The sequence below is a fragment of the Collimonas sp. OK307 genome (assembly GCF_900113705.1).
Taxonomy (GTDB): domain Bacteria; phylum Pseudomonadota; class Gammaproteobacteria; order Burkholderiales; family Burkholderiaceae_D; genus Collimonas.
Window position 1 is genome coordinate 289,011 of sequence record NZ_FOQI01000002.1, and the last position, 26,329, is coordinate 315,339.

The window sequence follows — 26,329 nt, forward strand, 5'->3', positions numbered from 1 at the left end:
AAGAACCGAGGTCGTGGACCAAGGTCGAGAGCGTAGTCTGAAGATATGCCTGGCGCATCGTCAACCTGCTGCCGGCCTGCACATTTCTGATGAGATGCGCAGGCCGGTGCTTTGTTTGATATTTTGTCCGATGCGCTGTTCGATAGTCCTTCACTCGCCCGAGTGATTTTTTTGATGACATTGCCATGGAAATATTCGGCATTCCCCTGCAAGCCTTGATGAGCCAGTTGTTGCTAGGGCTCGTCAACGGTTCGTTTTACGCCATGCTGTCGCTTGGGCTGGCGGTGATTTTCGGCCTGCTCAACGTGATTAATTTCGCGCACGGTGCGCTGTACATGATGGGCGCGTTCCTGGCCTGGATCGGCCTGACTTATTTCAACCTGAATTACTGGGTGATGCTGATCCTGGCGCCGCTGCTGGTGGGCCTGTTCGGCATCATCATAGAGAAGACCATGCTGCGCTGGCTGTACAAGCTGGATCATCTTTACGGCTTGCTGCTGACCTTCGGCATCACCTTGATGGTGGAGGGCATCTTCCGCTCGTTCTATGGCGTCTCCGGCCAGCCGTTTTCGGTTCCGGACCTGCTGAGCGGGGCTACCGATCTCGGCTTCATGGTGCTGCCGAACTATCGCGCCTGGGTGGTGGTAGCGTCACTGACCGTATGTTTCTCAACCTGGTTCGTGATTGAAAAGACCAAGCTAGGCGCTTATCTGCGCGCCGGTACCGAGAATCCGAAACTGGTTGAAGCGTTCGGTGTCAACGTGCCCTTGATGGTGACCTTGACTTACGGCTTCGGCGTCGCTTTGGCGGCCTTTGCAGGGGTGCTGGCGGCTCCCGTGATCCAGGTCTCGCCACTGATGGGTTCGAACCTGATTATCGTCGTATTCGCGGTTGTGGTGATCGGCGGCATGGGTTCCATCATGGGGTCGATCATTACCGGTCTGGCACTGGGTGTAATTGAAGGATTGACCCGCGTGTTTTATCCGGAGGCGTCGGCCACGGTGGTGTTTATCGTGATGGCGATTGTGCTGATGATCCGGCCTGCAGGCCTGTTCGGTAAAGAAAAATGAGCGGAGCAGCTATGAGCATGAGTATGAATACCAAGAAGATCGGCTACGGTTTGCTGTTAGTCGCCTTACTGGCAGCACCGTTCGGCATTTATCCGGTGTTCCTGATGAAGATCATCTGCTTCGCGCTGTTTGCCTGCGCTTTCAATCTGTTGATCGGTTTTACCGGTTTGTTGTCGTTTGGACATGCCGCGTTTTTTGGCGGCGCCGGTTACATTGCCGGTTATACGCTGACGACTCTGGGCTTGCCAACGGAAGTCGGGCTGATTGCCGGAACTGCCGCGGGTGCGTTGATCGGGCTGGTGATGGGTAGCCTGGCGATTCGTCGCCAGGGGATTTATTTCACGATGATCACCTTGGCGCTGGCGCAGATGCTGTATTTCGTTTGTCTGCAGATGCCGTTCACCGGTGGCGAGGATGGTTTGCAAGGCGTACCGCGCGGGCATTTGCTGGGCTTTATCGATCTCGGCAATGATCTGAATTTGTACTATGTGGTGCTGGCGATTGCCGTGGCCGGCTTTGCGCTGATCGTGCGTACCGTGAACTCTCCTTTTGGCCAGGTGCTGAAAGCTATCAAGGAAAATGAGCCGCGCGCCATCTCGCTGGGCTACGACGTCAATCGTTACAAGCTGCTGGCCTTCGTGTTGTCGGCGGCATTGTCGGGCCTTGCCGGTTCAACCAAGACGCTGGTGCTGGGTTTCGAAACACTGACCGACGTGCATTGGACCATGTCGGGGCTGGTGGTGTTAATGACGCTGGTAGGGGGCTTGGGCACTATCATCGGGCCGATTGTCGGTGCGTTGATTATCATCATGCTGGAAAACAAGCTGGGGGATATCGGTAACTGGCTCGCATCCGTTACCCACATTGACTGGTTTAGCGGGCTGGGTGAATCGGTGACTATCGTTACCGGTTTCATCTTCATCGTTTGCGTGCTGGCATTCCGGCGCGGGATTGTCGGGGAGATTTCTGCCTTGATTAATAAGCGATCTTCCGACAGTAGATGATGTAATCCTGGTCGGTGGCTAAAAGCCCGTACTCAGCTTAGCTGGTACGGGCTTTTTGTTTCAGGGTAGGGATGAACATCGTCTGCTTAAATAATGGGCAGTTTAATTCCAGCTAATCGAATTACTTGGATAGCTATGACGAAATAACATAGCCATCCGACATGTCTATTCAGGCTCAGGCACGTAAAATTGCATGTCTTCAATATCCCTCAACCTTCGTTTGCCAAACCATGCCTGAGTTATTTCCCGATTTTTTTATTCTAGCTATTGCCAGTTTCGTTGCAGGTTTGATTGATGCAGTGGTTGGGGGAGGGGGCTTGATCCAGATTCCTGCCCTGTTCGCGATGCTACCCAATACCACCCCGGCCACCATCTTCGGGACCAATAAGCTGGCGGGGATATTTGGTACCAGCGCTGCGGCTGTCAATTTTGCCAGGCGGGTCAAGTTGGCGTGGAGCGCCGCACTACCCGCTGCAGGGGCGGCATTTCTGCTTTCGTTTCTGGGTGCTTATGTCGTTACCCATATACCTACCGAGGCGATTCGTAAGTCTCTGCCTTTCATTTTGCTGGCCGTCGCCATATACACGGTAAAGAAGAAAGATTTCGGTAGCATCCATGCTCCTCTGCATACCGGATCGAAAGAGAAGTTGCTCGCGGTATTGATTGGTGGCGGTATCGGATTTTATGACGGTGTTTTTGGCCCCGGTACAGGTAGCTTCCTGATTTTCCTGTTTGTGCGGTTTTTTGGTTTCGATTTCCTGGCGGCTTCGGCTGTATCCAAGGTTATTAACGTTGCGACCAATTTAGCCGCCTTGCTTTGGTTTGGATATAGCGGACATATCATCTGGCAGCTTGGATTGATAATGGCTATCTGCAATGTCGGCGGGTCATTGGTCGGTACAAGGCTCGCACTCAAACATGGCAGTGGTTTTGTGCGGAAGTTGTTTTTGCTGGTGGTATCGGTATTGATCTTGAAAACTGGTTACGATGCCTTCCTGAAGTAGAGACTAGGTACTTGAGTTGGGCATAATAGCGGCGATTGTTTCACGTGAAACAATCGCCATTTTTCTTTTCACGTTTTCAAAAATCCGATATTGCAATGTTTCACGTGAAACATCTGTTGTGTTGTGGTCGCCGTAGTCATCTGCACACTACACTAGGAGTGTAGGCGAAGGCTGCATGCTTTATAATCACGCCTCTGCTCACCGTTTTTCATCGTCTCTAAGAGGCGCACTATGCTTTTTCCTACAAATTTTGATGTAATCGTCGTCGGCGGCGGTCATGCCGGCACCGAAGCCGCGCTGGCGTCCGCTCGCATGGGCCAAAAGACTCTATTGTTGACTCACAATATCGAGACCTTGGGTCAGATGTCGTGCAATCCTTCAATTGGTGGGATAGGCAAGGGCCACCTTGTAAAAGAGGTCGATGCCATGGGTGGCGCGATGGCTATCGCCACCGATGAAGCCGGTATCCAGTTTCGTATCCTGAATTCTTCAAAAGGTCCGGCAGTACGCGCAACCCGCGCGCAAGCCGACCGCATCTTGTACAAGCAAGCGATTCGCTCCCGCCTGGAAAACCAGGAAAACCTTTGGTTGTTCCAGCAAGCCGTGGATGATCTGCTGGTAGAGGGTGATCGCGTGGTTGGCGCCGTGACGCAAGTTGGTATCCAGTTCCGTAGCAGGGCAGTGGTCTTGACCGCCGGTACTTTCCTGGATGGGAAGATCCACGTTGGCCTCAATAACTATTCGGCTGGCCGCGCCGGTGATCCACCGGCGATTTCCCTGTCGGCGCGCCTGAAAGAATTGAAGTTGCCGCAAGGACGCCTGAAGACAGGTACACCGCCACGCATTGACGGCCGTACCATTGATTTCTCGGTAATGCAGGAACAACCGGGCGATCTCGATCCGGTGCCGGTATTTTCCGTAATGGGTAATACCGCAATGCACCCGGCGCAACTGCCATGCTGGATTACCCATACCAACCAGCAAACGCATGACATCATTCGTGCCGGCCTGGATCGCAGCCCGATGTATACCGGCGTGATCGAGGGAGTAGGGCCGCGCTATTGCCCATCGATCGAGGACAAGATCCATCGCTTCGCGGGCAAGGATTCGCACCAGATATTCCTGGAGCCGGAAGGCTTGACCACCAACGAGTTTTACCCCAATGGTATTTCGACAAGTTTGCCATTCGATGTGCAGCTGGCTCTGGTGCATTCGATGCGCGGTTTGGAAAACGCGCACATCCTTCGCCCCGGCTACGCTATCGAATACGATTACTTCGATCCACGTGGTTTGAAGGCTTCGCTGGAAACCAAATTGATTCAAGGCCTGTACTTTGCGGGCCAGATCAATGGCACCACAGGTTATGAAGAGGCAGCTGCCCAAGGCATGCTTGCCGGCTTGAACGCCGCATTGCAAACACAGGAGCGCGACGCCTGGACTCCACGGCGCGACGAAGCTTACCTTGGCGTACTGGTTGACGATCTGATTACCCAGGGCGTGCAAGAGCCTTACCGCATGTTCACCAGCCGCGCCGAGTATCGCCTCAGCCTGCGCGAAGATAACGCTGACTTGCGTCTGACCGAGATCGGCCGTCAGCTTGGTTGCGTCGGCGATGCTCAATGGGCGCAGTTCGAGAAGAAGCGCGAAGCGGTAGCGCTGGAGATGGAACGCCTGCGATCGACCTGGGTGAATCCCCGCATCGTGGCCGAAGCAGAAGCCGAGCGTTTGCTTGGCAAGTCCATCGAGCGCGAATATTCCCTGGTCGATCTGTTGCGTCGGCCAAACGTTACTTATGATCAACTGATGACGCTCAAGGGTATCGATGGCCAGGATCTGGGTGGCCCGGGCGTTCAGGATGACACGGTCAAGGAACAGGTAGAGATCCAGGTTAAGTACGCCGGTTACATTGACCGCCAGGCGAAGGAAGTGGAACGCCATGAGCACAATGAAAACCTGAAGTTGCCTGCCGATCTGGATTACATGGATGTGCAAGCCTTGTCGATCGAGGTGCGCCAAAAGCTGAACCAGCACAAGCCGGAAACTTTCGGCCAGGCCTCACGGATTTCTGGCGTCACGCCGGCGGCATTGTCGCTGTTGCTGGTACATCTGAAAAAGGGTGGCATGAAGCGGCTGGATGCAGACGATCAAGCCGCCTGATTGCTTAATTACGTAAATGCTTAATAATCAACTACCATCAAGGTAATTGCCCGGATATACAAGGAGTGGCACCATGAGTTCAACGCAGACCGCGCCGGCGGCACAACAAGCGCTGGAAGCGAGCCTGCAGCAAGGTGCGCAAGCATTGGGAATCGAATTGGATGAGCAACAGCAGCAACAAATGCTGGCTTATCTGGCCTTGTTGGCGAAGTGGAACCGGACCTATAACCTGACTTCGATCCGCGAACCTGCGCAGATGATGACGCACCATTTGCTGGACTCCCTGGCGGTGGTGCCGGCCTTTGCAGCGGCAGAGCATGTGTTGGATGTCGGCTCAGGCGGCGGCCTGCCAGGAGTGATCCTGGCGATCTGGGCAGCCAAGGCCAAGCCGGCGATGCGGGTGTCGATGATCGATACGGTGCACAAGAAAACGGCATTCCTGACGCAGGTCAAAGCCGAGCTCGGCCTTGGCAACGTTACCGTTCATACCGCAAGAGTAGAGCAGTTGCAGGTAGCGCAAAAATTTGACGTGATCACTTCCAGGGCATTTGCCGAGCTGGCGGATTTTATTAACTGGTCGGCGCATTTGTTGACGGATAATGGCCAGTTCATCGCCCTCAAAGGCATACAGCCGGACGAAGAAATCGCCAGGCTGCCAGCCGGTTGGCAAGTGACGGAAGTGCGGCCATTGAAGGTGCCGGGACTGGATGCGGAACGCCATCTGATTTTTATCAAACGCAGTGCAGCGTAAGGGAAGCAGCAGCACCAAACAATAGTAAGGTAGCCTGTCCAATCTCAGCCCGATTCATCACAGGAGTAAATTCATCATGAGCGCGTTGTTTCATACCCTCGGCATTACCGACGTCTGGCAATTGATCGTTGCGACCATGGTGTTCCTGATGCTTCCGGGGGCTGGTACTTTCTGTATCCTTGGCAGCGCCGGCCGACACGGCGTGCGCGGCGGCTATGCCTCAGTGTTTGGCATCATGTCGGGCGACGCAGTACTGATGTTTTTGGCAGCGATAGGTGTAGCAGCCTTGCTGACCGCGAATCCAATGGTGTTCAAGGGCGTGCAATATCTGGGCGCAGCTTATTTGGCCTACCTGGGTTGCAAATTGTTATTTGCCAAGAACAGCGACAACGACAACGCCAGTGCAGCTGTCGGCTTTGCCGGCGCCGGCAATTTTTCCCGCGGCTTCCTGGTGACCTTGATCAATCCCAAGGCAATTGTGTTTTACATGGCGTTTTTCCCGCTGTTCATTGATCCGGCGACGCAGCGCGGCAGCCTCACATTCCTGACCATGGCTGCAATCATCTCCAGTTGCGCACTGTTTTACGGTAGTCTGCTGGTACTGCTCGGGAACACTGCTGCCAAACGCCTGGGACACAATCGCCGTATTGCCGCATTCGCCTCCAAAGCCGCAGGAATTTTCCTGATCGGCTTTGGCATCAAATTAACGACTAACTAAATTACGACCTTCATACCAATACATGGCAAAAATATTTTGTGTCGCCAATCAAAAGGGCGGGGTCGGTAAAACCACCACTGCCGTCAATCTGGCCGCTGGCCTGGCGCAACTGAAGCAACGCGTCTTGCTGGCCGATCTCGATCCACAGGGTAATGCCACCATGGGCGCGGGGATCAACAAAGGCACGCTGACGGCGTCGATCTATGAAGTGCTATTGGGGATGTCGGATATCAAAGCAGTCCGCAAAACGTCAGAGACCGGCGGTTTTGATGTGCTGCCGGCAAATCGTGAACTGGCCGGTGCCGAAGTGGAAATGGTCGAACTGGAAAATCGCGAGAAGCGTTTGAAAGATGCTTTCACCAGCGTTGCAGACGAATACGATTTTATCCTGATCGACTGTCCGCCGGCGCTATCGATGCTGACGCTGAACGGATTGTGCGCAGCGAACGGGGTAATCATCCCGATGCAGTGTGAGTACTATGCGCTGGAAGGTTTGTCGGACCTGGTCAACACCATCAAGAAGGTGCACGCCAATCTGAATCCCGACCTCAAGATCATCGGCCTGCTGCGTGTCATGTTCGATCCACGCATGACTTTATCGCAACAGGTTTCGGAGGAATTGGAAAAGCACTTTGGCGACAAGGTGTTCAAGACGGTCATCCCGCGCAATGTGCGTCTGGCGGAAGCACCTTCATATGGCATGCCGGGAGTCACTTTTGACGCCGCTTCCAAGGGGGCGCAGGCTTATATCGCCTTTGGCGCCGAGATGGTAGAGCGTATCAAGACTATGTAATACATAAGTTGTACACCGGCTATACACCGCCTATGCACAGACTTATACGCAACTCATCAACAGCTTATCAATACGGTTGCAAACAGGGTTATCAACAGAGTTATCCACAGCCTGTTGCAATGTAATCAGTCATTTACGGTAGGAAAAGATGGTCACGAAAAAATCAAAAGGACTGGGCCGCGGCCTGGAAGCTTTACTGGGCGGCTCCACCGATATCACGGAAGCTGTGCCGACTATTGCCGGCGCGCCATCGGTATTGGCAGTCACCGTCATGCAAGCCGGTAAATACCAGCCGCGTACGCGCATGGACGAGGGCGCCTTGGCCGAGCTGGCAGCGTCGATCAAGGAGCAGGGCTTGCTGCAGCCGATCCTGGTGCGGCCGATCGCCTTGCACAATGGTTCCCAGCATTATGAAATCATCGCCGGTGAGCGGCGCTTCCGTGCGGCGCAGCTGGCTGGCCTGATCGAGGTGCCGGTGCTGGTCAAGGATGTCGACGACCAGACCACCGCGGCGATGGCGCTGATCGAGAACATGCAGCGCGAAGACCTGAATCCGCTGGAAGAAGCGCAGGGTATTCATCGCCTGATCACCGATTTCAGTTTTACCCATGAGCAGGCAGCGGTATCGGTAGGGCGTTCGCGCAGTGCAGTCTCGAATCTGTTGCGCTTGCTGAACCTGGCCAGGCCGGTGCAAACCATGCTGATGGCGGGCGATATAGATATGGGCCATGCGCGGGCGCTGCTGGCGGTGGATGCTGCAACCCAGATCACGCTGGCCAACCAGGTGGTGGCCAAGCGGATGTCGGTGCGCGATACCGAAAAACTCGTGGTGCGCACCACCACCGAGGCCGATTCAGCTAGCCGGCCAGCCAAAACCAAGGAAAAGTCGCGCGATATCGCCCGGCTGGAAGAAGAGTTGTCTGATTTGCTGGCGACCCAGGTAACAATCAAGACTGCAGCCAAGAATCGCGGTCAGCTGATTATCGATTTCTCGGATCTGGATACGCTGGATGGTCTGATTGCGCGTCTCAAAGGCGCAGAGTAGAAAAAACGCAAAACGGAAAAAATAGGGCGGTCTCACAATATTGGTGCATCGATCACAATCAAATTGACTACCGATCCGATTGCATGACGCGCAAGGCGGACCTTTTTAAGCAAGTCCAGGTGTTGCATAAGCTTATGATTCGGCAGCAAAAGTTTGACGAAAGCCGCGGCCAGCCTTTATAATCCTCGGGCTTCTAAAACAGCCGTAGACTAGAATGAGCTGGGGGAATTAGCTGCGCTGCATCGACTAAGTTGCAGTCGCGTTCTGTTCGGCGAATAGCTTTCGCACAATATTGGGTCAGTATGCTGCGCATCGTGCTTATGCAATTCATTACTACGGTCGTGCTGGCAGCTGTGGCAGGTTTACTGGCCGGCGTATCCGGATTCTGTTCCGCGCTTTTAGGTGGTGTGTGCTGCGCGGTTCCTAACGGATTGTTTGCTCTCCGTCTTTACATCAGCGCGCGCAAACCAGGCGGCGCCAACCCGATGTCTTTTTTCATCGGCGAGTTTGTCAAAATTGCTACAACGATTGCGCTGGTTGGCGCGGTCGTATGGTTGTATCACGATTTGAATTGGCCGGCATTTATCGTCAGCTTCATTGTGGTACTCAAAAGTTACATAATTTTACTTTTTAGACATCGATCATGACTGTAGCTCCAAGCGAAGCACTAACCCCCTCAGAATATATTGTCCATCACCTCGGACATTTTTCCACTGGCCATCAATCCAAGATAGTCGATTTTTCGATTATCAATCTCGACACGATCTTCTGGTCGGTATTTGCCGGCATAGTCGGTTGCCTGCTGATGTATCTCGCCGCGCGTAAAGCGACTGCGGGCGTACCAGGGCGTTTCCAGGCTTTCGTCGAAATGGTTGTCGAGATGGTCGACGATCAAGCCAAGGGCATCGTCCACGGCGATCGCAGCTTTATCGCACCGTTGGCGCTGACAGTATTCATCTGGGTCGCCCTGATGAACTCGCTCGATTTCCTGCCGGTCGACATGTTCTCCAGCCTGTTCAAACTGGTTGGCCTGGACGGCATCATTTCCCATCATCGCGTAGTACCTACCGCCGACCTGAACGGCACCATGGGCATCGCCCTGGGCGTACTGGTGCTGATGCTGTACTACAGCTTCAAGATCAAGGGCATCGGCGGCTTCCTGCACGAACTGGTCGCCGCGCCTTTCGGTATCTGGCTTGCTCCAGCCAACCTCTTGCTGAACATCATTGAATTTGCTGCAAAAACCGTGTCGCTGGCGATGCGACTTTTCGGCAACATGTATGCCGGTGAGTTGTTGTTCCTGTTGATCGCGCTGCTCGGTTCGACTGCGACTGCGTTCGGTTTCGTCGGCCATGTCATTGCCGGTTCCATCTGGGCGATTTTCCATATCCTGATCGTGTTGTTGCAAGCGTTTATTTTCATGATGCTGACTCTGGTGTACATCGGCCAGGCACATGAGGCTCACTAAAGAGCGCCGGTTTTTGAATGTGTAGTTCTTGTTTTGAATCTGTTTTCTGTACTGATTTTCTGTATTAACTTTTTGTATTAATTTTTGTATTCACTTAACTTTGAAGGAATTGTCATGACTGATCTGTCTTTTGTTGCTTTGGCTTGTGGTTTGATCATCGGTTTGGGCGCTATCGGTGCTTGTATCGGTATCGCAATCATGGGCGGTAAGTACCTGGAAGCATCGGCACGTCAACCAGAACTGATGAACACTCTGCAAACCAAGATGTTCCTGTTGGCTGGTCTGATCGACGCTGCGTTCCTGATCGGTGTTGGTATCGCTATGTTGTTCGCATTCGCAAATCCGTTCATCGCTAAGTAATTTAATCGAGCGTAACCGAATCGGCTGAAAGCATTTCAGCCCACGTTATTCTGAGAAGGAAATTACTGTGAACTTAAATGCAACATTGTTTGCGCAGTTCCTGGTCTTCTTTATCCTCGCCGGCTTCACGATGAAATTCATCTGGCCGCCGCTGATAAAAGCGCTCGATGAGCGCGCCAAGAAGATCGCGGACGGCCTGGCAGCCGCTGATCGCGGCAAGGCAGATCTGGCAGCCGCTGAAAAGCGTGCCTCGGCAGAACTGGCAACCGCGCGCGACGAAGGTCAAAAGCGTATTGGCGAAGCTGAAAAGCGCGGCCAGCTGATCGTTGACGAAGCCAAGAAAACGGCTTCCGAAGAAGCTGCCCGTATCATCGCTAACGCTAAGGCCGAAGCGGAGCAGCAAATGACTAAAGCACGTGAAGCTCTGCGCGGTGAAGTTGCGACCCTTGCGGTCAAAGGCGCCGAACAGATCCTCAAGCGCGAAGTCAATGCCGCGGCACATGCCGATTTGCTGAACCAACTGAAAACAGAGCTGTAATCATGGCTGAACTTGCAACGATTGCTCGTCCTTATGCAGAAGCACTGTTCCGTGTGGCCAAGTCGCAAGACCTGGCTGCGTGGGCGAATCTGGTTGTCGAGATGGGCCAGGTAGCGGCCAATTCCGATGTCAAGGCGCTGGCGCACAATCCTGCCCTTACGCATCAGCAAATCGCCGATACGTTCCTGGCGCTGTTGAAATCGCCGCAAGCAGCCACCGCCGAAGTGAAAAACTTCGTCGCGACGCTGGTTGAAAACGGTCGTTTGATCGCGCTGCCGGAAATCGCCGAGCAATTTCAAGTGCTGAAGAACGCACAAGAAGGCGCTGCGGATATCGAGATCACCAGCGCTTTTGAAATGACCGAAGCGCAAGTAAAAGATTTGACCGCCACGCTGGAAAAGAAATTCGGCCGCAAGCTGAACCCATCGGTAACTGTGGATAACTCGCTGATCGGCGGCGTACGCGTAGTAGTCGGCGATGAAGTGCTCGACACATCGGTGCGCGCCAAGCTGCAAGAACTGCATGCTGCCCTGGCTGCGTGATTATCGATTGGCTTTGACCTTTGCTTATCTGCGTAACCGAGCAACGAGAAAATTTTAGGAGTTAATATGCAACTCAACGCGTCTGAAATCAGCGAACTGATCAAGAGCCGGATTCAAGGCCTTGGCGATACCGCTGAAATTCGCAATCAAGGCACGGTTATTTCCGTGTCCGACGGTATCTGCCGTATCCATGGTCTGTCTGACGTGATGCAAGGTGAGATGCTGGAATTCCCAGGTAACACATTCGGCCTGGCGCTGAATCTCGAGCGCGACTCTGTCGGCGCCGTTATTCTGGGTGACTTCGAACACATTTCCGAAGGCGATACAGTTAAATGTACCGGCCGTATTCTGGAAGTGCCTATCGGTCCGGAACTGCGCGGCCGTGTAGTGAACGCGCTGGGCCAGCCGATCGACGGCAAGGGTCCGGTCAACGCCAAGTTGACAGCCCCGATTGAAAAGATCGCGCCGGGCGTTATTGCCCGTCAATCCGTTTCGCAGCCAATGCAAACCGGTATCAAGTCGATCGACTCGATGGTACCTATCGGCCGCGGCCAGCGCGAACTGATCATCGGCGACCGCCAGACCGGTAAGACCGCTGTTGCGATCGATGCGATCATCAATCAAAAGGGCCAGGACGTGACATGTATCTATGTCGCTATCGGTCAAAAAGCATCGTCGATCAAGAACATCGTGCGTTCGCTGGAAACACACGGCGCCATGGAATACACCATCGTGGTTGCAGCATCGGCTTCCGAGTCGGCTGCGATGCAATACCTGTCGGCTTACTCCGGCTGCGCAATGGGCGAATATTTCCGTGATCGCGGTGAAGACGCACTGATCGTGTATGACGATCTGTCCAAGCAAGCTGTTGCATACCGTCAGGTATCGCTGCTGTTGCGCCGTCCACCAGGCCGTGAAGCTTACCCTGGCGACGTGTTCTACCTCCACAGCCGTTTGCTGGAACGCGCAGCACGTGTGAACGAAAAATACGTTGAAGATTTCACCAAGGGTGAAGTCAAGGGCAAGACTGGTTCGCTGACTGCTTTGCCGATCATCGAAACCCAGGCTGGCGACGTTTCCGCTTTCGTTCCGACCAACGTGATTTCGATTACCGACGGTCAGATCTTCCTGGAAACATCGTTGTTCAATGCCGGTATCCGTCCTGCGATCAACGCTGGTATTTCGGTATCGCGCGTTGGTGGCGCTGCTCAGACCAAGGTTATCAAGAACTTGTCCGGCGGTATCCGTACCGACTTGGCGCAGTATCGTGAACTGGCTGCGTTTGCGCAGTTTGCTTCCGACCTCGACGAAGCGACCCGCAAGCAGTTGGATCGCGGTGCACGCGTGACCGAGCTGTTGAAGCAAGCGCAATACTCGCCGTTGTCGATCTCGCTGATGGCTGTGACTTTGTTCGCGGTCAACAAGGGCTTCCTGGACAGCATCGACGTCAAGCAAGTACTGCCATTCGAAAGCGGTCTGCATAACTACATGAAGACCAGCCACGCGCCTTTGCTGCAAAAGATCGAAGAAACCAAGCAACTCGACAAAGATGGTGAAGCTGCATTGTCTACCGCCGTTGCTGATTTCAAAAAATCGTTCGTGGCTTAATTTAACTGGAGCACGGAATGGCTACAGGTAAAGAGATACGCAGCAAGATCAAGAGCGTAGAAAATACGAAGAAGATCACCAAGGCGATGGAAATGGTCGCCGCATCCAAAATGCGCAAGGCGCAGGACCGGATGCGTGCGGCACGTCCCTACAGTGACAAGATTCGTAATATCGCTTCTAACTTGTCGCAAGCCAATCCAGAGTACACGCACCCGTTCATGGTGAAGCAGGACAACTCCAAGAACGTTGGTTTCATCGTTGTAACGACCGACAAAGGTCTGTGCGGCGGCATGAACACCAACTCCTTGCGTTTGCTGACCGCGAAACTGCGTGAGCTGGAAGGACAAGGCAATAAGGTTCAGGCAGTAGCGATCGGCAACAAGGGTCTGGGTTTTCTGCACCGGATCGGCGCCAAGGTCGTTGCGCATGCCGTGCAACTGGGCGATACGCCGCATCTGGACAAGCTGATCGGACCAGTCAAAGTACTGCTCGACGCTTATCAGGAAGGTCGCCTGGACGCGGTTTATCTGGTGTACACCAAGTTCATCAACACGATGAAGCAAGAGCCGATGCTGCAGCAGTTGCTGCCGCTGTCGAGCGATCGTCTTGAGGCTGATAAAGAAGGTTCGCATTCCTGGGACTACATTTACGAGCCGGATGTGCAAAGCGTCATCGATGAATTGCTGGTGCGTTACGTGGAAGCGCTGATTTATCAGGCTGTCGCTGAAAACATGGCGTCCGAGCAATCGGCGCGGATGGTAGCGATGAAGTCGGCTAGCGACAACGCGGGTAACGTGATTGGCGAACTGAAACTGGTATACAACAAGACGCGTCAAGCTGCGATCACGAAGGAATTGTCTGAGATCGTTGCGGGTGCAGCTGCGGTTTAAAGGCTATTGCGGGAAAGAGTTTAAGAGGCGCCGAAGGGCGATGAATTACTCTGTCCCCAACTGACTAAAACAGAATTGTCTAGCGCGCACCGCGCTTAACAGAAGTCTAATTTTTATATATTGAAGGAACGAAAATGGCTGATGGCAAAATCGTTCAGTGTATCGGCGCTGTGGTGGACGTTGAGTTTCCACGTGACGCGATGCCTAAGATTTACGATGCCTTGAAGATGGATGGCTCGGAACTGACGCTGGAAGTACAACAACAGCTGGGCGACGGCGTAGTCCGTACCATTGCGCTGGGTACATCCGACGGTTTGCGCCGCGGCATGACAATCAAGAACACAGGCCAGCCAATCATGGTGCCGACCGGTAAAGCAACACTGGGCCGCATCATGGACGTGCTGGGTAACCCGATCGACGAATGCGGTCCGGTAAGCCACGAAACCACTGCCTCGATCCACCGCAAAGCTCCTGCATACGACGAACTGTCGCCATCGCAGGAATTGCTGGAAACCGGCATCAAGGTTATCGATCTGGTTTGCCCGTTCGCCAAGGGTGGTAAAGTTGGTCTGTTCGGTGGCGCGGGTGTGGGCAAGACCGTGAACATGATGGAACTGATCAACAACATCGCCAAGGCACACAGCGGCTTGTCCGTATTTGCCGGTGTTGGTGAGCGTACTCGTGAAGGTAACGACTTCTATCACGAAATGGCTGACGCTAAAGTGGTTGATCTGGAAAATCCGGAAAAATCCAAGGTAGCGATGGTTTACGGTCAGATGAATGAACCGCCAGGTAACCGTCTGCGCGTTGCGCTGACCGGCCTGACGATCGCTGAAGGCTTCCGTGACGAAGGTAAAGACGTGTTGTTCTTCGTCGATAACATCTACCGTTACACACTGGCCGGTACCGAAGTTTCGGCGCTGCTGGGCCGTATGCCTTCCGCCGTGGGTTACCAGCCTACACTGGCTTCGGAAATGGGCCAGCTGCAAGAACGTATTACATCGACAAAAACCGGTTCGATCACATCGATCCAGGCCGTCTACGTTCCTGCGGATGACTTGACCGACCCGTCGCCTGCAACTACGTTTGCTCACTTGGATTCCACCGTTGTGTTGTCGCGTGATATCGCCTCGCTGGGTATCTACCCTGCGGTTGATCCACTCGATTCGACTTCACGTCAGCTGGATCCGCAAGTGGTTGGCCAAGAGCACTACGAAACTGCCCGCGCTGTGCAAGGTATCTTGCAACGCTACAAAGAATTGCGCGACATTATCGCGATTCTGGGTATGGACGAACTGGCTCCGGAAGACAAGTTGCTGGTGGCGCGTGCACGTAAGATGCAGCGTTTCCTGTCGCAGCCTTTCCACGTTGCTGAAGTGTTTACCGGTTCGCCAGGTAAATACGTTTCGCTGAAGGACACGATCAAGGGCTTCAAGATGATCGCCAGCGGCGAACTCGATCACCTGCCGGAACAAGCGTTCTACATGGTCGGCACGATCGAAGAAGCAATCGAAAAGGCCAAGAAGATCGGCTAATTGACAAGCGCTGCAGCTGAGCGTGGTGGCGAGTAACTGGCAGCGCAGCTGCTGGTTACTATTCCGCTCAACGGTAGGCGATGGTGCTTCTCGGTAGTTGATTTAATGGACAACAAAGGGTTTAAGATGGCACACACTATTCACGTAGACGTTGTTTCCGCGGAAGAGTTGATCTTCTCCGGTGAAGCTGAATTCGTCGCGTTGCCGGGTGAGTCGGGCGAGCTGGGGATTTATCCTCGTCATACCCCGCTGATCACGCGCATCAAGCCGGGTGCTGTTCGGATCAAGGTGGCAGGCCAGGCGCAAGACGAGTTTGTATTCGTTGCCGGTGGTTTGCTGGAAGTGCAGCCGAATAACGTCACCGTTCTGGCCGACACCGCAATCCGCGGCGCCGATCTGGACGAAGCGAAGGCAACCGAAGCCAAGCGTCGCGCGGAAGAAGCGTTGAGCAACAAGGAATCCTTGATCGATTACGCAAAAGCACAGTCCGAGTTGTCGGCAGCTATTGCGCAATTGGCAGCGATTGCGAAATTGCGTCAAAAAGGTCGCTGATTTTGTAATTCAGCTGTACTTCATCAGATGGCAACAAGAAAAAGCAGCTTCGGCTGCTTTTTTGTTGCCCGAACGGTTTGCCTTTGACATTTCCTATCCCGTTTTCTGAATGACGTAGCCAGTCGGGCAGGGTGGGCATCGGCAACTACGCGGAATCTCAACCGTAACGCGTGGGCAAAAAAGACCTGTCCACCCTGCGTGCTAAGATATATCAAGCCGTGGGCATCAACGGCCATGGCTATACGAGGAGAAGACACATGAAATTCCGGCTACTGTATTTCCTGACCGTCTCTCTACTGGCAATCGGCCTGTGCGCCTGCGAAAAGCCAGCTGACACGGCTCCCACTCCTAAAGTGCATCAGGTCGGCATGAATGCCGCATTTGCGCCGTTCGGCTCGGTCGGCACCAACGACAAGATTTAGGCCAACTACTTCGCCAGGTAAATGACGCGTGGTATTGCACGGCAAGCTCAGGGCTTGGGCAGGCAGCCCTGAGCTTGCTGGCAGGAAATCTGATTATCGCGGTAAGATCATGTAAAGCCTCGTTAAACAGGATTCCACTTACGCCGACAAGCCCATCACCGAACCCATGCCAAATACATCCGCTCCCGTTTTCAACCCCGCCAACCCGATCATCGCCATCGTCGGCCTGTCGTCCAAACCGGATCGGCCAAGTTACGGCGTGGCCCGTTACATGCAGGAACGCGGTTATCGGATTATCCCGGTCAATCCGATGCATGTAGGCGCTCACATCCTCGGAGAGCATTGCTACGCCAATCTGTACGATGCGGCGAAGGCACTGGCAGCGGACAAACAGAAAATCGACATCGTCGATTGTTTCCGCAAGGCGGAGGACATTCCGCCGATCGTGGGCGAGGCGATCATGATCGATGCACGCTGCATCTGGATGCAACTCGGCATAGTCAATGAAGCCGCCGCAGCAAAGGCGCGCGCCAACGGCATCCAGGTCGAGATGGATAGCTGCATCAAGATCGAGCACGCGCTCGGCAATCTGCACGGCATTCTGTAAGCAGCCGAAGCAGCCAGTCGACGTAGCCAATCGGTATTGCCAGCGCAATACCACCCGCCCGTAGTCACCTTATCGGAGAGACCAATGAACGCATGCAAGCAGTTCCGTGCCGGCAAGACCACCAAGATCAAGGATGCCGACGCAGCGGAGAAACCGCTTTCCAGCGGCGATAAAATCAAGGATAAAGAGCTGGTTATCGAGTTGGCAGCGCTAATCGCCGTACAACAGGAAATGCTGTACGCCTCCCAGGAGCACAAGATACTAGTGGTATTGCAAGGCATAGATACCAGCGGCAAGGACGGCACCGTAAAAGGAGTGTTTAACCTGATCAATCCGCAGGGCATCCAGATTGCCGATTTCAAGGCGCCGAACACTATCGAGCGCGCCCACGATTATTTATGGCGCGTCCACCAGCAGGTGCCGCAACAGGGCGAAATCGTGGTGTTCAACCGCAGCCACTATGAAGATGTGCTGATCACCCGGGTGCATGACTGGATCGATGATGCCGAATGTGAGCGACGCTACAGCCAAATTCGCGATTTTGAAAGGATGCTAGCCGAAACAGGGACTACAATAATCAAGTGCCTGCTGCATATTTCAAAAGACGAGCAGCGCGTCCGGCTGCAAGAGCGCATCGACGATCCGGCCAAGCATTGGAAATTCGATCTGCAGGACCTGGAGGAGCGCAAAAGCTGGGACAAGTATCAGGAGTTGTTCGGGAAAGCGATTCAAGCTACCGATGCCGATCACGCACCGTGGTACGTGATTCCTGCCAACTCCAAGACGCACCGCAACCTGGCGATTGCCAGTATTTTGATGGAAACCCTTGCCGATCTGAAATTGAAACCGCCGCCGCCCAAGCCAGAATTAAAAGGCTTGAAGATTGAGTGAATTGACAGCCGCTAACCACTATAATTGTTTGCCGTTGAGCAAAACGTTTTGCAAAATCATATAAATAAAATAGTTTGATCCTGGACCATAGCAATACTCAAGGAGACATGAAGTGCGCCGCTGGCTGCCGGAACTGATTGCATTACCGCTCTTGCCATGGCTGATCATACAAGGCCGTCGCACCCGCCGTCTCACGCCGCGCCTGCCGGAAGCCAAGGGACCGACAATCGGCCAGGCCCAGATTGCCAGCGCCACGGAACCGCCGCAGCGGCCGCTGGCCTTGCTGACTATCGGCGAATCGCCGGTGGCCGGGGTCGGCGTCGCCACCCATTACGAAGCGATTACCGGCCAGTTTGCCGCTGCGCTGGCGATGCGCCTGCAGCGTAGCGTGACCTGGCAGGCGGTCGGCGAAAATGGCGCGACCCTGAGCGATGCGGTCAAGACCATGTTGCCTCAGGTAGCGTCGCAAAAAGTGGATATCGTGCTGATCGCCTTTGGCGTCAATGACACCACCGCGTTTCGCTCCTGCAGCCGCTATCGGGCCGAGCTGTTGCAATTGATGCGTGACTTGCAGGCGCATCTGTCGCCGCGCCTGCTGGTGATTTCCGGCATTCCTCCTATCCACGCTTTCCCGGCGCTGCCCGAACCCCTGCGTTATGTGCTTGGCATGAAAGCCAAGGCGCTGGATGAAACGGTGGAAGAGTTGATTGCCAATCTGCCGGCCGATCTCAATCATTTGCGCGTGACACGTGTGCCGATGCTGATCGACATCAACGATCAAACGCTGATGGCCTCCGATGGTTACCATCCTTCGGCCAGCGGCGTCTCGTTATGGGCGCGCCAGCTGGCGACCGCTGTCGCCGCGCATCTGAAATCGATCAGGAAGAGCAAGATCGCGCAGCAGTCGGCCAGCAAGCAGGGTTAGTCTTCGCAACCTGGTGCTATTTAAGCCACTGGTTGAACACCCGGTCATAGTCGCCGGTCGCCTTCAGCTGGTGCATCCAGGTGTCGACGAATTCCTTGAACGGCACATCACCGCGCGGCAGCATGAAGGCTTTTTCCGAGAATTGCAGCGGTTGGTCAGGACGAATCGAACATAACTGCGGATGCAGCTTCGCCTGCCACAGGGTTTCGCTGGCGTCGGTCACCATCACATCGGCTTTTCCCTGCACGATCTGGTCGAAGATGGTGACGTTATCCGGATGCAGGATCAACTGCGCCTGCTTGTAGTTGGCGCGGGCGAAACGTTCATTGGTGCCGCCCGGATTGACGATGGCGCGGGTTGTGGGTTGGTCGATCGCCGCCAGCGACTGGAACTTGCCGACATCGGTACAACGGGCAATCGCAGCCTTGCCGTCCACCATATGTGGTGCCGAAAACGACACTTTCTTTTGGCGCTCCAGCGTCACCGAGACCCCGCCCATCGCGATATCGCATTTCTCCAGGAAATCACTGGTCAGGTTGGTCCAGCTGGTTTTGACAAAGCGCGCTTCGACACCGAGCGCCTTGGCCAGCGATTTGGCCAGATCGACATCGATACCTTCAAAACTGTTGTCGCTCTTGAAAAAAGTGAACGGCTTGTAATCGCCCGTCATGCAAACACGCAAATTACCCGATTTGACGACTTCGTCCAGCCGCGACGGCGGCACTTGGGCTGACGCTGAGGTGGCTACAGAGGTACCTGCGGCGCTGAGCAACAACATCAACGTAAAAACAAATTTCTTCATGGATTCTCCTTGGTTTAAGTCTGGATCGGGACAGCTTTCATTTTTCATTTCCAATGCGCTTTTATGATGGCTGCCAGCTTGTCGAAAGCCGGCGCTATCTGCTCGTTCGGCACGCAGGCATAACCCAGCAGCAAGCCATTGCGCGTAGTTTCGGCATTCATGTAATAGCGCGACAGCGGCCGCGCCACAATCCCCGCTTCACGCGCCGCACGGCTGATCGCCAGATCGTCGCATTGCGCCGGCAAGCCGAGCGCCAGATGCAGGCCAGCCTCGCCGCCGGTGAGCGTGATGCGGTCGCCGAAATGGCGTTCGATGGCAGCTTGCAGCAGTTGCAGGCGCTCGGCGTACAACACCCGCATGCGCCGGATATGCGAAGCAAAATGTCCTTCTGTCATGAAATCGGCCATGATCGCCTGCATGAATACCTGGCTGCCGCGATACAGTTCGGAAACCCCGATCGCAAACGTCGTCGCCAGCGATTCCGGCACCACCATGAAGCCGATTCGCAGGCTGGGGAACATGGTCTTGCTGAAGGTGCCCATGTATAACACGCGGTCGTCGGTATCCATGCCCTGCAACGACGCTAGCGGCCGGCTACCGTAACGAAATTCGCTGTCGTAATCGTCTTCGATGATCCAGACTTTGCGGGTCGCCGCGTACTCCAGCAACATACGCCGCCGCGACAGGCTCATCACCATCCCCAGCGGATACTGATGAGACGGCGTGGCGCAGATAAACCGCGGCGGCTGACGCAGGTTGGCCAGCCGCATGCGCATGCCTTCCGAGTCGACCGGGATCGCCACCGGCTTGATCCCGAGTGAATTGAGGACGCTGCGCGTGCCCCAGTAACAGGGATCTTCGACCCACGCGCTATCGCCATGCTCTCCCAGCAGCTTGACCACGATATCGAGCGATTGATGGATGCCGGTAGTAATGATCACCTGATTGGCGTTGCAGTTGACCGAGCGCGCGATGCGCAAATATTCAGCAATCGCCTCGCGCAGCGGCATATAACCGCCGGCGTCGCCATAGGTCAGCAACTCCGCGCGCGAGCGGCGCCAATGCTTGTTTTGCAGGCGGCTCCAGATCTTGTTCGGAAATAGCGTCACGTCCGGCACGCCGGGCATGAACGCGCCCCACTGCAAATCACTGACGCCGGCCTGCTGGATCAGTTGCGCGCCGTGTGCCGACAATTCCGATTCACCGCTGGGATCTGTCAGTGGCGGCGTGTTCAAGCGCATCTCTGGAATCTGGTCAGGCGTGGTATCGGCGATGAAGGTGCCGGAACCGGCCCGGGTTTCCAGATAACCTTCGGCGATCAACTGTTCGTAGGCGTAGGTCACCGTATTGCGCGATATCGTCAGTTCGCGCGCCAGGTCGCGCGATGACGGTAATTGCCAGCCGGATGGCAGCAATTGCGACAAGATAGCCTCACGGATGGCTTGGTAAATTTGCCGGTTAAGGGGAGTGCTGCCGGCCTTGGCGATAGCGCCATCCGTGCCGCGCTCTATGCGCATCAGCAAAAAATCGGTGAGCGAGGCGATGCGCAAAGTGGCTCCATTAGAAAACTGAAAGTGGCACTATATTATAGATCCAGCTCGGCCTTAGTATGCATCAAAGCTAATACAAAAACCGCATAACGCGTACAACGCATCTAGGAGCCATTATGAAAAACGACGGATATCAGGCAGCCGCCGCTGCAGCTGTAGCAAACTCAAACACCAACGCCTCGCTGCATCAACGCAAAAACGCCGCGACCCCGCGCGGCGTCGGCGTCATGTGCGATTTCTATGCCTCGCATGCGCTTAACGCAGAAATCTGGGATGTGGAAAACCGCCGCTTCATCGACTTCGCTGCCGGCATCGCCGTCCTGAACACCGGCCATCGCCATCCGAAGCTGGTGGCCGCGATCCAGGAACAACTGGGCAAATTTACTCATACCGCTTATCAGATCGTGCCGTACGCCAGCTATGTCGAACTGGCCGAGCGCATCAACGCCGTCACGCCGGGCGATCATGCCAAAAAGACCACTTTCTTTTCAACCGGCGCCGAGGCGGTAGAAAACGCCGTCAAGATCGCCCGTGCCGCTACCGGACGTAGCGCGGTGATCGCGTTTTCCGGCGCCTTCCATGGCCGTACCATGATGGGCATGGCATTAACCGGCAAAGTGGTGCCGTACAAAGTCGGTTTCGGGCCGTTCCCGGCCGAGGTGTATCACGTACCGTTCCCGATCGAATTGCATGGCGTCAGCGTGGAAAGCTCGCTGGCGGCGCTGCAGTCGCTGTTCAAGGCGGACGTCGATCCCAAGCGTGTCGCCGCCATCATCCTGGAACCGGTACAAGGCGAGGGCGGTTTCTACGCCGCGCCACCGGCATTGATGCAGGCGCTGCGTAAATTGTGCGATGAGCATGGAATTTTGCTGGTGGTGGACGAAGTGCAAACCGGCTTTGCCCGTACCGGCAAGATGTTCGCCGTGGAACATTCCGGTGTGATTCCGGATTTGATGACGATGGCCAAGAGCCTGGCCGGCGGCATGCCTTTGTCGGCAGTGTGCGGCCGCGCCGAGATCATGGATGCGGCAGCGCCCGGCGGCCTGGGTGGCACGTACGCCGGCAATCCGCTGGCAGTGGCTTCTGCGCTGGCAGTGCTGGACGTGATCGAGGAAGAGAAGCTGGTCGACCGCGCCAATCTGCTCGGCGCCAGGCTGAAACAGGCTTTGGAAGGCTTGCGCGCAGAGATTCCGCAGATTGCCGATATCCGTGGCCTGGGAGCGATGGTGGCGGTGGAATTCCTGCAACCAGGTACACGTCAGCCGGATGTCGAGTTTACCAAGAAGGTACAGGCAGAAGCGCTCAAAAATGGCTTGCTGTTGTTGAGCTGCGGGGTCTACAGTAATGCGATCCGCTTCTTGTTTCCGCTGACGATTGAGGATAACTTGATGGATGAGGCGCTGGGCATCCTGAGTGCCGCGATGCGCACCGTCGCAGCTGCTTGAAACTTGTCGGGAGAATGAGTTGAAGCAAGAAAATATCGCCACCCACCTGCCCTTGGTCTCCAAGGAAGTTGCCGATAAACCAGGCGCACCGGATATCCTGGTGCAGTTTTCCGGCGTCAAGAAAACCTATGACGGCGAAAACCTGGTCGTCAAGAACCTGAACCTGGATATACAGCGTGGCGAGTTCCTGACTTTGCTGGGTCCTTCGGGCTCCGGCAAGACCACCTGCCTGATGATGCTGGCCGGATTCGAATTCCCTACCGGCGGTGAAATCCGGCTGGACGGCCAGTTGCTCAACAAAGTGCCACCGCATAAACGCAACATCGGCATGGTGTTCCAGAACTATGCCTTGTTCCCGCACATGACCGTGGCGCAGAACGTAGCCTATCCGCTGCAGGTACGCAATATCAGCGGTAGCGAGCGCGTCGAAAAGGTAAAAAAAGCGCTGGACATGGTACAGATGGGAAAATTCGGCGATCGTTATCCGGCGCAGCTCTCCGGTGGCCAACAGCAACGGATTGCGTTGGCGCGGGCGCTGGTATTCGATCCTAAGCTGGTGCTGATGGATGAGCCGCTGGGCGCGCTCGACAAGCAGCTACGCGAGCATATGCAGCTGGAGCTGAAAGCCTTGCACAGGCGTCTCGGCGTGACGTTTGTCTACGTCACCCATGACCAAAGCGAAGCGTTGACCATGTCAGACCGCGTCGCCGTATTCGACCAAGGCATCATCCAGCAACTGGCGGTGGTCGACCGTCTCTACGAATATCCGGAAAACCAATTCGTCGCCGGTTTCATCGGCGACAACAATCGCTTCAATGGCGTGCTGGCCGCGACTGACGGCGGCAACGGCACAGTGCGTCTGCCGCATGGCGGTTTGCTGAGCGGCCTGAATGCCAACCAGGCCAGCGTCGGTCAGCAGGTAGTGGCTTGCATCCGGCCGGAACGCATTCATTTGTTGCCGCTCGCCGACGCCCCGGAAAGTGCTATGCGCGTCAGCGTCAGCAGCCTGATCTATTTCGGCGATCACGTGCGGGTGCGTTGCGCGATCCCGCAACAAGACGACTGCTTCATCAAACTCACCCTGAATGACCCTGCGCTGGCCGGGTTATATGAAGGCACCCAGGTTGCATTGGACGTAGATCCCAAGCACCTGCGCATTTTCATTTAGCGCTATCCGATAATTTTCTGCACTTGTTTTTCAATCCACGAGGAGACGTGATGAAGTCGATATTCAAACCAGTTTTTACCAGCATCGTATTGTCGTTGGCCGCAATCGGCATGGCGCAGGCGGCGGCCCTTACCGTGGTTAATTTCGGTGGCGCCAACGGTGCGGCACAGAAAGTTGCCTACATCGATCCCTATGCCAAGGCTAGCGGCGACAAGATCACGGTGGTCGAATTCAACGGCGAGCTGGCGAAGGTCAAAGCCATGGTCGAAGCCAAGAAGGTAAGCTGGGACGTCGTGGAAGTGGATGCCGGTGATATCGGCCGCGCTTGCGAAGAAGGCCTGCTCGAAAAAATCGACTTCAGCAAGATCGGCAACAAGGCCGATTTCAGCCCTGCCGCCATCCACGAATGCGGTGTCGGCGCTTTTGTCTGGTCGACCGTACTGGCCTACGATGCCGACAAGCTGAAAGTCGCGCCTAAAACCTGGGCCGATTTCTGGGACGTCAAGAAATATCCAGGCAAACGCGCCATGAAGAAGGGTGCTGAATATACGCTGGAATTCGCGCTGATGGCGGACGGTGTGGCGCCGAAAGACGTCTACAAAGTGCTCGGTACAAAAGCCGGTGTCGATCGCGCCTTCAAGAAACTGGACGAACTTAAACCGAATATTCAATGGTGGGAAGCCGGTGCGCAGCCGCCGCAATTCCTGGTGGCAGGCGATGTCGTGATGTCGACCGCATTTAACGGCCGCATCGATGCAGCGCAACGGGAAGGCAAGAATCTCAAAGTGAGCTGGATCGGCAGCATCTACACGCTGGATTTCTGGGTGATTCCAAAGGGCACGCCGAACAAGGCCGACGCTGAGAAATTCATCGCCTTCGCCAGCAAGCCGGATTCGCAAAAAGCCTACGCCAGCAATATTGCTTACGGCCCGGTGAACAACAATGCACTCAAGCTGCTGGACCCGAAAGTGCTGGCTAATTTGCCGACCTCGCCGACTAACGCCAAGGATGCCTTGCAACTGAGTTTGTCGTTCTGGACCGATCACGGTGAAGAACTGGAACAACGCTTCACTGCCTGGGCAGCCAAGTAAAAGATAGGGTTAGCCGCAAGCGGCACTGCATGTAAGTACAGCACAGCACCGCTTGCGGTAGTTCTTTGCAATTCACTATTCAGCATACCCGGAACACCATGACTTCTATTGCATCTGCCGGCGTCAGCTCTGTCATGACGGCGCCGCCTGCATCACCGCAGAATTCCCACCTCAAGCGCGAACTGCGCCAGGCACAATTTCGCAAGCGCGCCGCCGCGCTGGCATTGATCGCACCGTTGGCGATTTTCCTGTTGCTGACCTTCCTGGTGCCGATCGCCATGTTGCTCAAGCGCGCCGTGGAAAATCCGGAAATCGCCACCACGCTGCCGCATACCGTGGCGGCATTAACCAACTGGGATCGCAAGAGCGCGCCGCCGGATGCCGCCTATGCCGGACTGGCAAGCGATCTGCTGCAAGCTAAAGAAGACAGCTCGGCCGGTTCGCTGGCGCGCCGTCTCAATTCGGAAATCTCCGGCGCCCGTTCGATCATCATGAAAACCGCACGTGCTTTGCCGCTGCTGGATGCAGACGGCAAGCCGCTGCCGGCCACGCAGATCAAACAGGCGTTGATCGATATCGATGAACAATGGGGTCAGCTGCCGTACTGGCAAGTGATTGCCAAGAACGGTGCGCCGTATTCGCCGTATTACCTGCTGGCGGCGCTGGATCTGAAGCAAGACGCTTTCGGCCATATCGAAAAGGCCGATCCCAGCGCCTCGGTATATCAAAAGATTTTCGGCCGTACTTTCTGGATGGGCCTGGTAGCTACGCTGGCATGCCTGGTGCTTGGCTATCCGCTGGCATACTGGTTGTCGACCATGTCGGAACGGCGTGCCAACCTGTTCATGATCCTGGTGCTGATTCCATTCTGGACTTCGATCCTGGTGCGGGTCGCGGCCTGGATTGTGTTGCTGCAATCGGAAGGGCTGGTCAATAAAGCCTTGATGGTCACCGGCCTGACGCAGGCGCCGCTGGAGTTGCTGTTCAATCGCATCGGTGTGTATATCGCGATGACGCACATCCTGCTGCCGTTCATGATCCTGCCTTTATATAGCGTGATGAAGTCGATCCCGCCGACCTACCTGCGCGCGGCGGTATCGCTTGGCAGTCATCCGTTCGCCGCGTTCTGGCGCGTATATGTGCCGCAGACGTATCCCGGCATTGGCGCCGGCGCTTTGCTGGTGTTTATCCTGTCGGTCGGTTACTACATCACGCCAGCGTTGCTGGGTGGACCGAACGAACAGATGGTCAGTTATTACATCGCTTATTTCACCAATGTCACCATCAACTGGGGCATGGCTTGTGCACTCGGCGCCTTGTTGTTCGCGGCGACACTGGTGCTGTATGGCGTGTATCGCCGCTTCACCAAAAACGATGTGGCGATGGGGTAAGA

At 55.2% G+C, this 26,329-nt stretch carries 27 protein-coding genes; 25 read left to right on the forward strand and 2 right to left on the reverse strand.

What is annotated here, in order from left to right; translation table 11 throughout:
• Positions 1-185 precede the first annotated feature (185 nt).
• The 21 genes from BM205_RS04975 to BM205_RS05075 all read left to right on the forward strand — a co-directional run bounded on the left by BM205_RS04975 (position 186) and on the right by BM205_RS05075 (position 18,880).
• Positions 186-1,070: a branched-chain amino acid ABC transporter permease gene (locus BM205_RS04975; protein ID WP_092413145.1), complete on the forward strand. Its 885-nt coding sequence runs from the start codon at positions 186-188 to the stop codon at positions 1,068-1,070.
• 17 nt (positions 1,071-1,087) lie between these two features.
• A complete protein-coding gene (locus BM205_RS04980) occupies positions 1,088-2,074 on the forward strand; it encodes a branched-chain amino acid ABC transporter permease (RefSeq protein WP_371326455.1) in 987 nt (328 codons plus the stop codon).
• 230 nt (positions 2,075-2,304) lie between these two features.
• Positions 2,305-3,078, forward strand: coding sequence for a sulfite exporter TauE/SafE family protein (locus BM205_RS04985; protein ID WP_092413148.1), 774 nt, complete (start codon positions 2,305-2,307; stop codon positions 3,076-3,078).
• 231 nt (positions 3,079-3,309) lie between these two features.
• Positions 3,310-5,235, forward strand: a complete 1,926-nt coding sequence (gene mnmG / locus BM205_RS04990; protein ID WP_092413149.1) for a tRNA uridine-5-carboxymethylaminomethyl(34) synthesis enzyme MnmG — start codon at positions 3,310-3,312, stop codon at positions 5,233-5,235.
• Between the two features lie 73 nt (positions 5,236-5,308).
• Entirely contained in the window at positions 5,309-5,986 is a 678-nt protein-coding gene (gene rsmG, locus BM205_RS04995; protein ID WP_092413150.1) for a 16S rRNA (guanine(527)-N(7))-methyltransferase RsmG, read from the forward strand.
• Positions 5,987-6,062: 76 nt separating this feature from the next.
• Positions 6,063-6,704: a leucine efflux protein LeuE gene (gene leuE / locus BM205_RS05000; RefSeq protein WP_092413152.1), complete on the forward strand. Its 642-nt coding sequence runs from the start codon at positions 6,063-6,065 to the stop codon at positions 6,702-6,704.
• Positions 6,705-6,726: 22 nt separating this feature from the next.
• Positions 6,727-7,497, forward strand: coding sequence for a ParA family protein (locus BM205_RS05005; RefSeq protein ID WP_092413154.1), 771 nt, complete (start codon positions 6,727-6,729; stop codon positions 7,495-7,497).
• A gap of 148 nt (positions 7,498-7,645) precedes the next feature.
• Positions 7,646-8,542 (forward strand): ParB/RepB/Spo0J family partition protein, encoded by an 897-nt coding sequence (locus BM205_RS05010; protein ID WP_092413156.1) that lies wholly within the window; start codon positions 7,646-7,648, stop codon positions 8,540-8,542.
• A gap of 302 nt (positions 8,543-8,844) precedes the next feature.
• Positions 8,845-9,189: an ATP synthase subunit I gene (locus tag BM205_RS05015; RefSeq protein ID WP_092413158.1), complete on the forward strand. Its 345-nt coding sequence runs from the start codon at positions 8,845-8,847 to the stop codon at positions 9,187-9,189.
• Entirely contained in the window at positions 9,186-10,010 is an 825-nt protein-coding gene (gene atpB / locus BM205_RS05020) for a F0F1 ATP synthase subunit A (protein WP_092413160.1), read from the forward strand. Before BM205_RS05015 ends, atpB begins: the two co-directional genes overlap by 4 nt.
• A 114-nt stretch (positions 10,011-10,124) precedes the next feature.
• Positions 10,125-10,370: a F0F1 ATP synthase subunit C gene (gene atpE / locus BM205_RS05025; protein ID WP_011872763.1), complete on the forward strand. Its 246-nt coding sequence runs from the start codon at positions 10,125-10,127 to the stop codon at positions 10,368-10,370.
• Between the two features lie 67 nt (positions 10,371-10,437).
• Positions 10,438-10,908, forward strand: a complete 471-nt coding sequence (locus BM205_RS05030; RefSeq protein ID WP_092413162.1) for a F0F1 ATP synthase subunit B — start codon at positions 10,438-10,440, stop codon at positions 10,906-10,908.
• 2 nt (positions 10,909-10,910) lie between these two features.
• On the forward strand, positions 10,911-11,450 hold the full coding sequence (locus tag BM205_RS05035) for a F0F1 ATP synthase subunit delta (protein WP_092413164.1): 540 nt from the start codon (positions 10,911-10,913) through the stop codon (positions 11,448-11,450).
• Between the two features lie 66 nt (positions 11,451-11,516).
• Positions 11,517-13,058, forward strand: a complete 1,542-nt coding sequence (gene atpA, locus BM205_RS05040; protein WP_092413166.1) for a F0F1 ATP synthase subunit alpha — start codon at positions 11,517-11,519, stop codon at positions 13,056-13,058.
• A 17-nt stretch (positions 13,059-13,075) separates the two neighbouring features.
• Entirely contained in the window at positions 13,076-13,948 is an 873-nt protein-coding gene (gene atpG, locus BM205_RS05045) for a F0F1 ATP synthase subunit gamma (protein ID WP_092413168.1), read from the forward strand.
• 134 nt (positions 13,949-14,082) lie between these two features.
• Positions 14,083-15,483 carry a F0F1 ATP synthase subunit beta gene (gene atpD / locus BM205_RS05050; protein WP_014008363.1) on the forward strand — a complete coding sequence of 467 codons (1,401 nt, stop codon included), beginning with the start codon at positions 14,083-14,085 and terminating at the stop codon, positions 15,481-15,483.
• A gap of 126 nt (positions 15,484-15,609) precedes the next feature.
• Complete coding sequence (locus BM205_RS05055) at positions 15,610-16,035, forward strand: F0F1 ATP synthase subunit epsilon (protein ID WP_092413368.1); 426 nt, start codon at positions 15,610-15,612, stop codon at positions 16,033-16,035.
• Between the two features lie 257 nt (positions 16,036-16,292).
• Positions 16,293-16,457 (forward strand): hypothetical protein, encoded by a 165-nt coding sequence (locus BM205_RS05060; protein ID WP_175511164.1) that lies wholly within the window; start codon positions 16,293-16,295, stop codon positions 16,455-16,457.
• Positions 16,458-16,623: 166 nt separating this feature from the next.
• Positions 16,624-17,064: a CoA-binding protein gene (locus BM205_RS05065; RefSeq protein ID WP_092413170.1), complete on the forward strand. Its 441-nt coding sequence runs from the start codon at positions 16,624-16,626 to the stop codon at positions 17,062-17,064.
• A gap of 84 nt (positions 17,065-17,148) precedes the next feature.
• On the forward strand, positions 17,149-17,955 hold the full coding sequence (locus tag BM205_RS05070) for a PPK2 family polyphosphate kinase (protein ID WP_092413172.1): 807 nt from the start codon (positions 17,149-17,151) through the stop codon (positions 17,953-17,955).
• A 112-nt stretch (positions 17,956-18,067) separates the two neighbouring features.
• Entirely contained in the window at positions 18,068-18,880 is an 813-nt protein-coding gene (locus BM205_RS05075) for an SGNH/GDSL hydrolase family protein (RefSeq protein ID WP_092413174.1), read from the forward strand.
• Positions 18,881-18,896: 16 nt separating this feature from the next.
• Here the strand turns inward: BM205_RS05075 and BM205_RS05080 are convergent, their stop codons facing one another.
• Both BM205_RS05080 and BM205_RS05085 read right to left on the reverse strand, forming a co-directional pair.
• Positions 18,897-19,682, reverse strand: coding sequence for a transporter substrate-binding domain-containing protein (locus tag BM205_RS05080; RefSeq protein ID WP_092413176.1), 786 nt, complete (start codon positions 19,680-19,682; stop codon positions 18,897-18,899).
• A gap of 44 nt (positions 19,683-19,726) precedes the next feature.
• Positions 19,727-21,232 carry a MocR-like pyridoxine biosynthesis transcription factor PdxR gene (locus BM205_RS05085; protein ID WP_092413178.1) on the reverse strand — a complete coding sequence of 502 codons (1,506 nt, stop codon included), beginning with the start codon at positions 21,230-21,232 and terminating at the stop codon, positions 19,727-19,729.
• A gap of 116 nt (positions 21,233-21,348) precedes the next feature.
• Here BM205_RS05085 and gabT point away from each other — a divergent pair, with 116 nt between their 5' ends.
• From gabT to BM205_RS05105, 4 genes are all read left to right on the forward strand, one after another.
• Positions 21,349-22,677, forward strand: coding sequence for a 4-aminobutyrate--2-oxoglutarate transaminase (gene gabT / locus BM205_RS05090; protein ID WP_175511165.1), 1,329 nt, complete (start codon positions 21,349-21,351; stop codon positions 22,675-22,677).
• A 34-nt stretch (positions 22,678-22,711) separates the two neighbouring features.
• Positions 22,712-23,845 (forward strand): ABC transporter ATP-binding protein, encoded by a 1,134-nt coding sequence (locus BM205_RS05095; RefSeq protein ID WP_371326458.1) that lies wholly within the window; start codon positions 22,712-22,714, stop codon positions 23,843-23,845.
• Positions 23,846-23,895: 50 nt separating this feature from the next.
• Positions 23,896-24,936 carry an ABC transporter substrate-binding protein gene (locus BM205_RS05100; protein ID WP_092413180.1) on the forward strand — a complete coding sequence of 347 codons (1,041 nt, stop codon included), beginning with the start codon at positions 23,896-23,898 and terminating at the stop codon, positions 24,934-24,936.
• A gap of 134 nt (positions 24,937-25,070) precedes the next feature.
• Entirely contained in the window at positions 25,071-26,327 is a 1,257-nt protein-coding gene (locus BM205_RS05105; RefSeq protein WP_092413373.1) for an ABC transporter permease, read from the forward strand.
• Positions 26,328-26,329 lie beyond the last annotated feature (2 nt).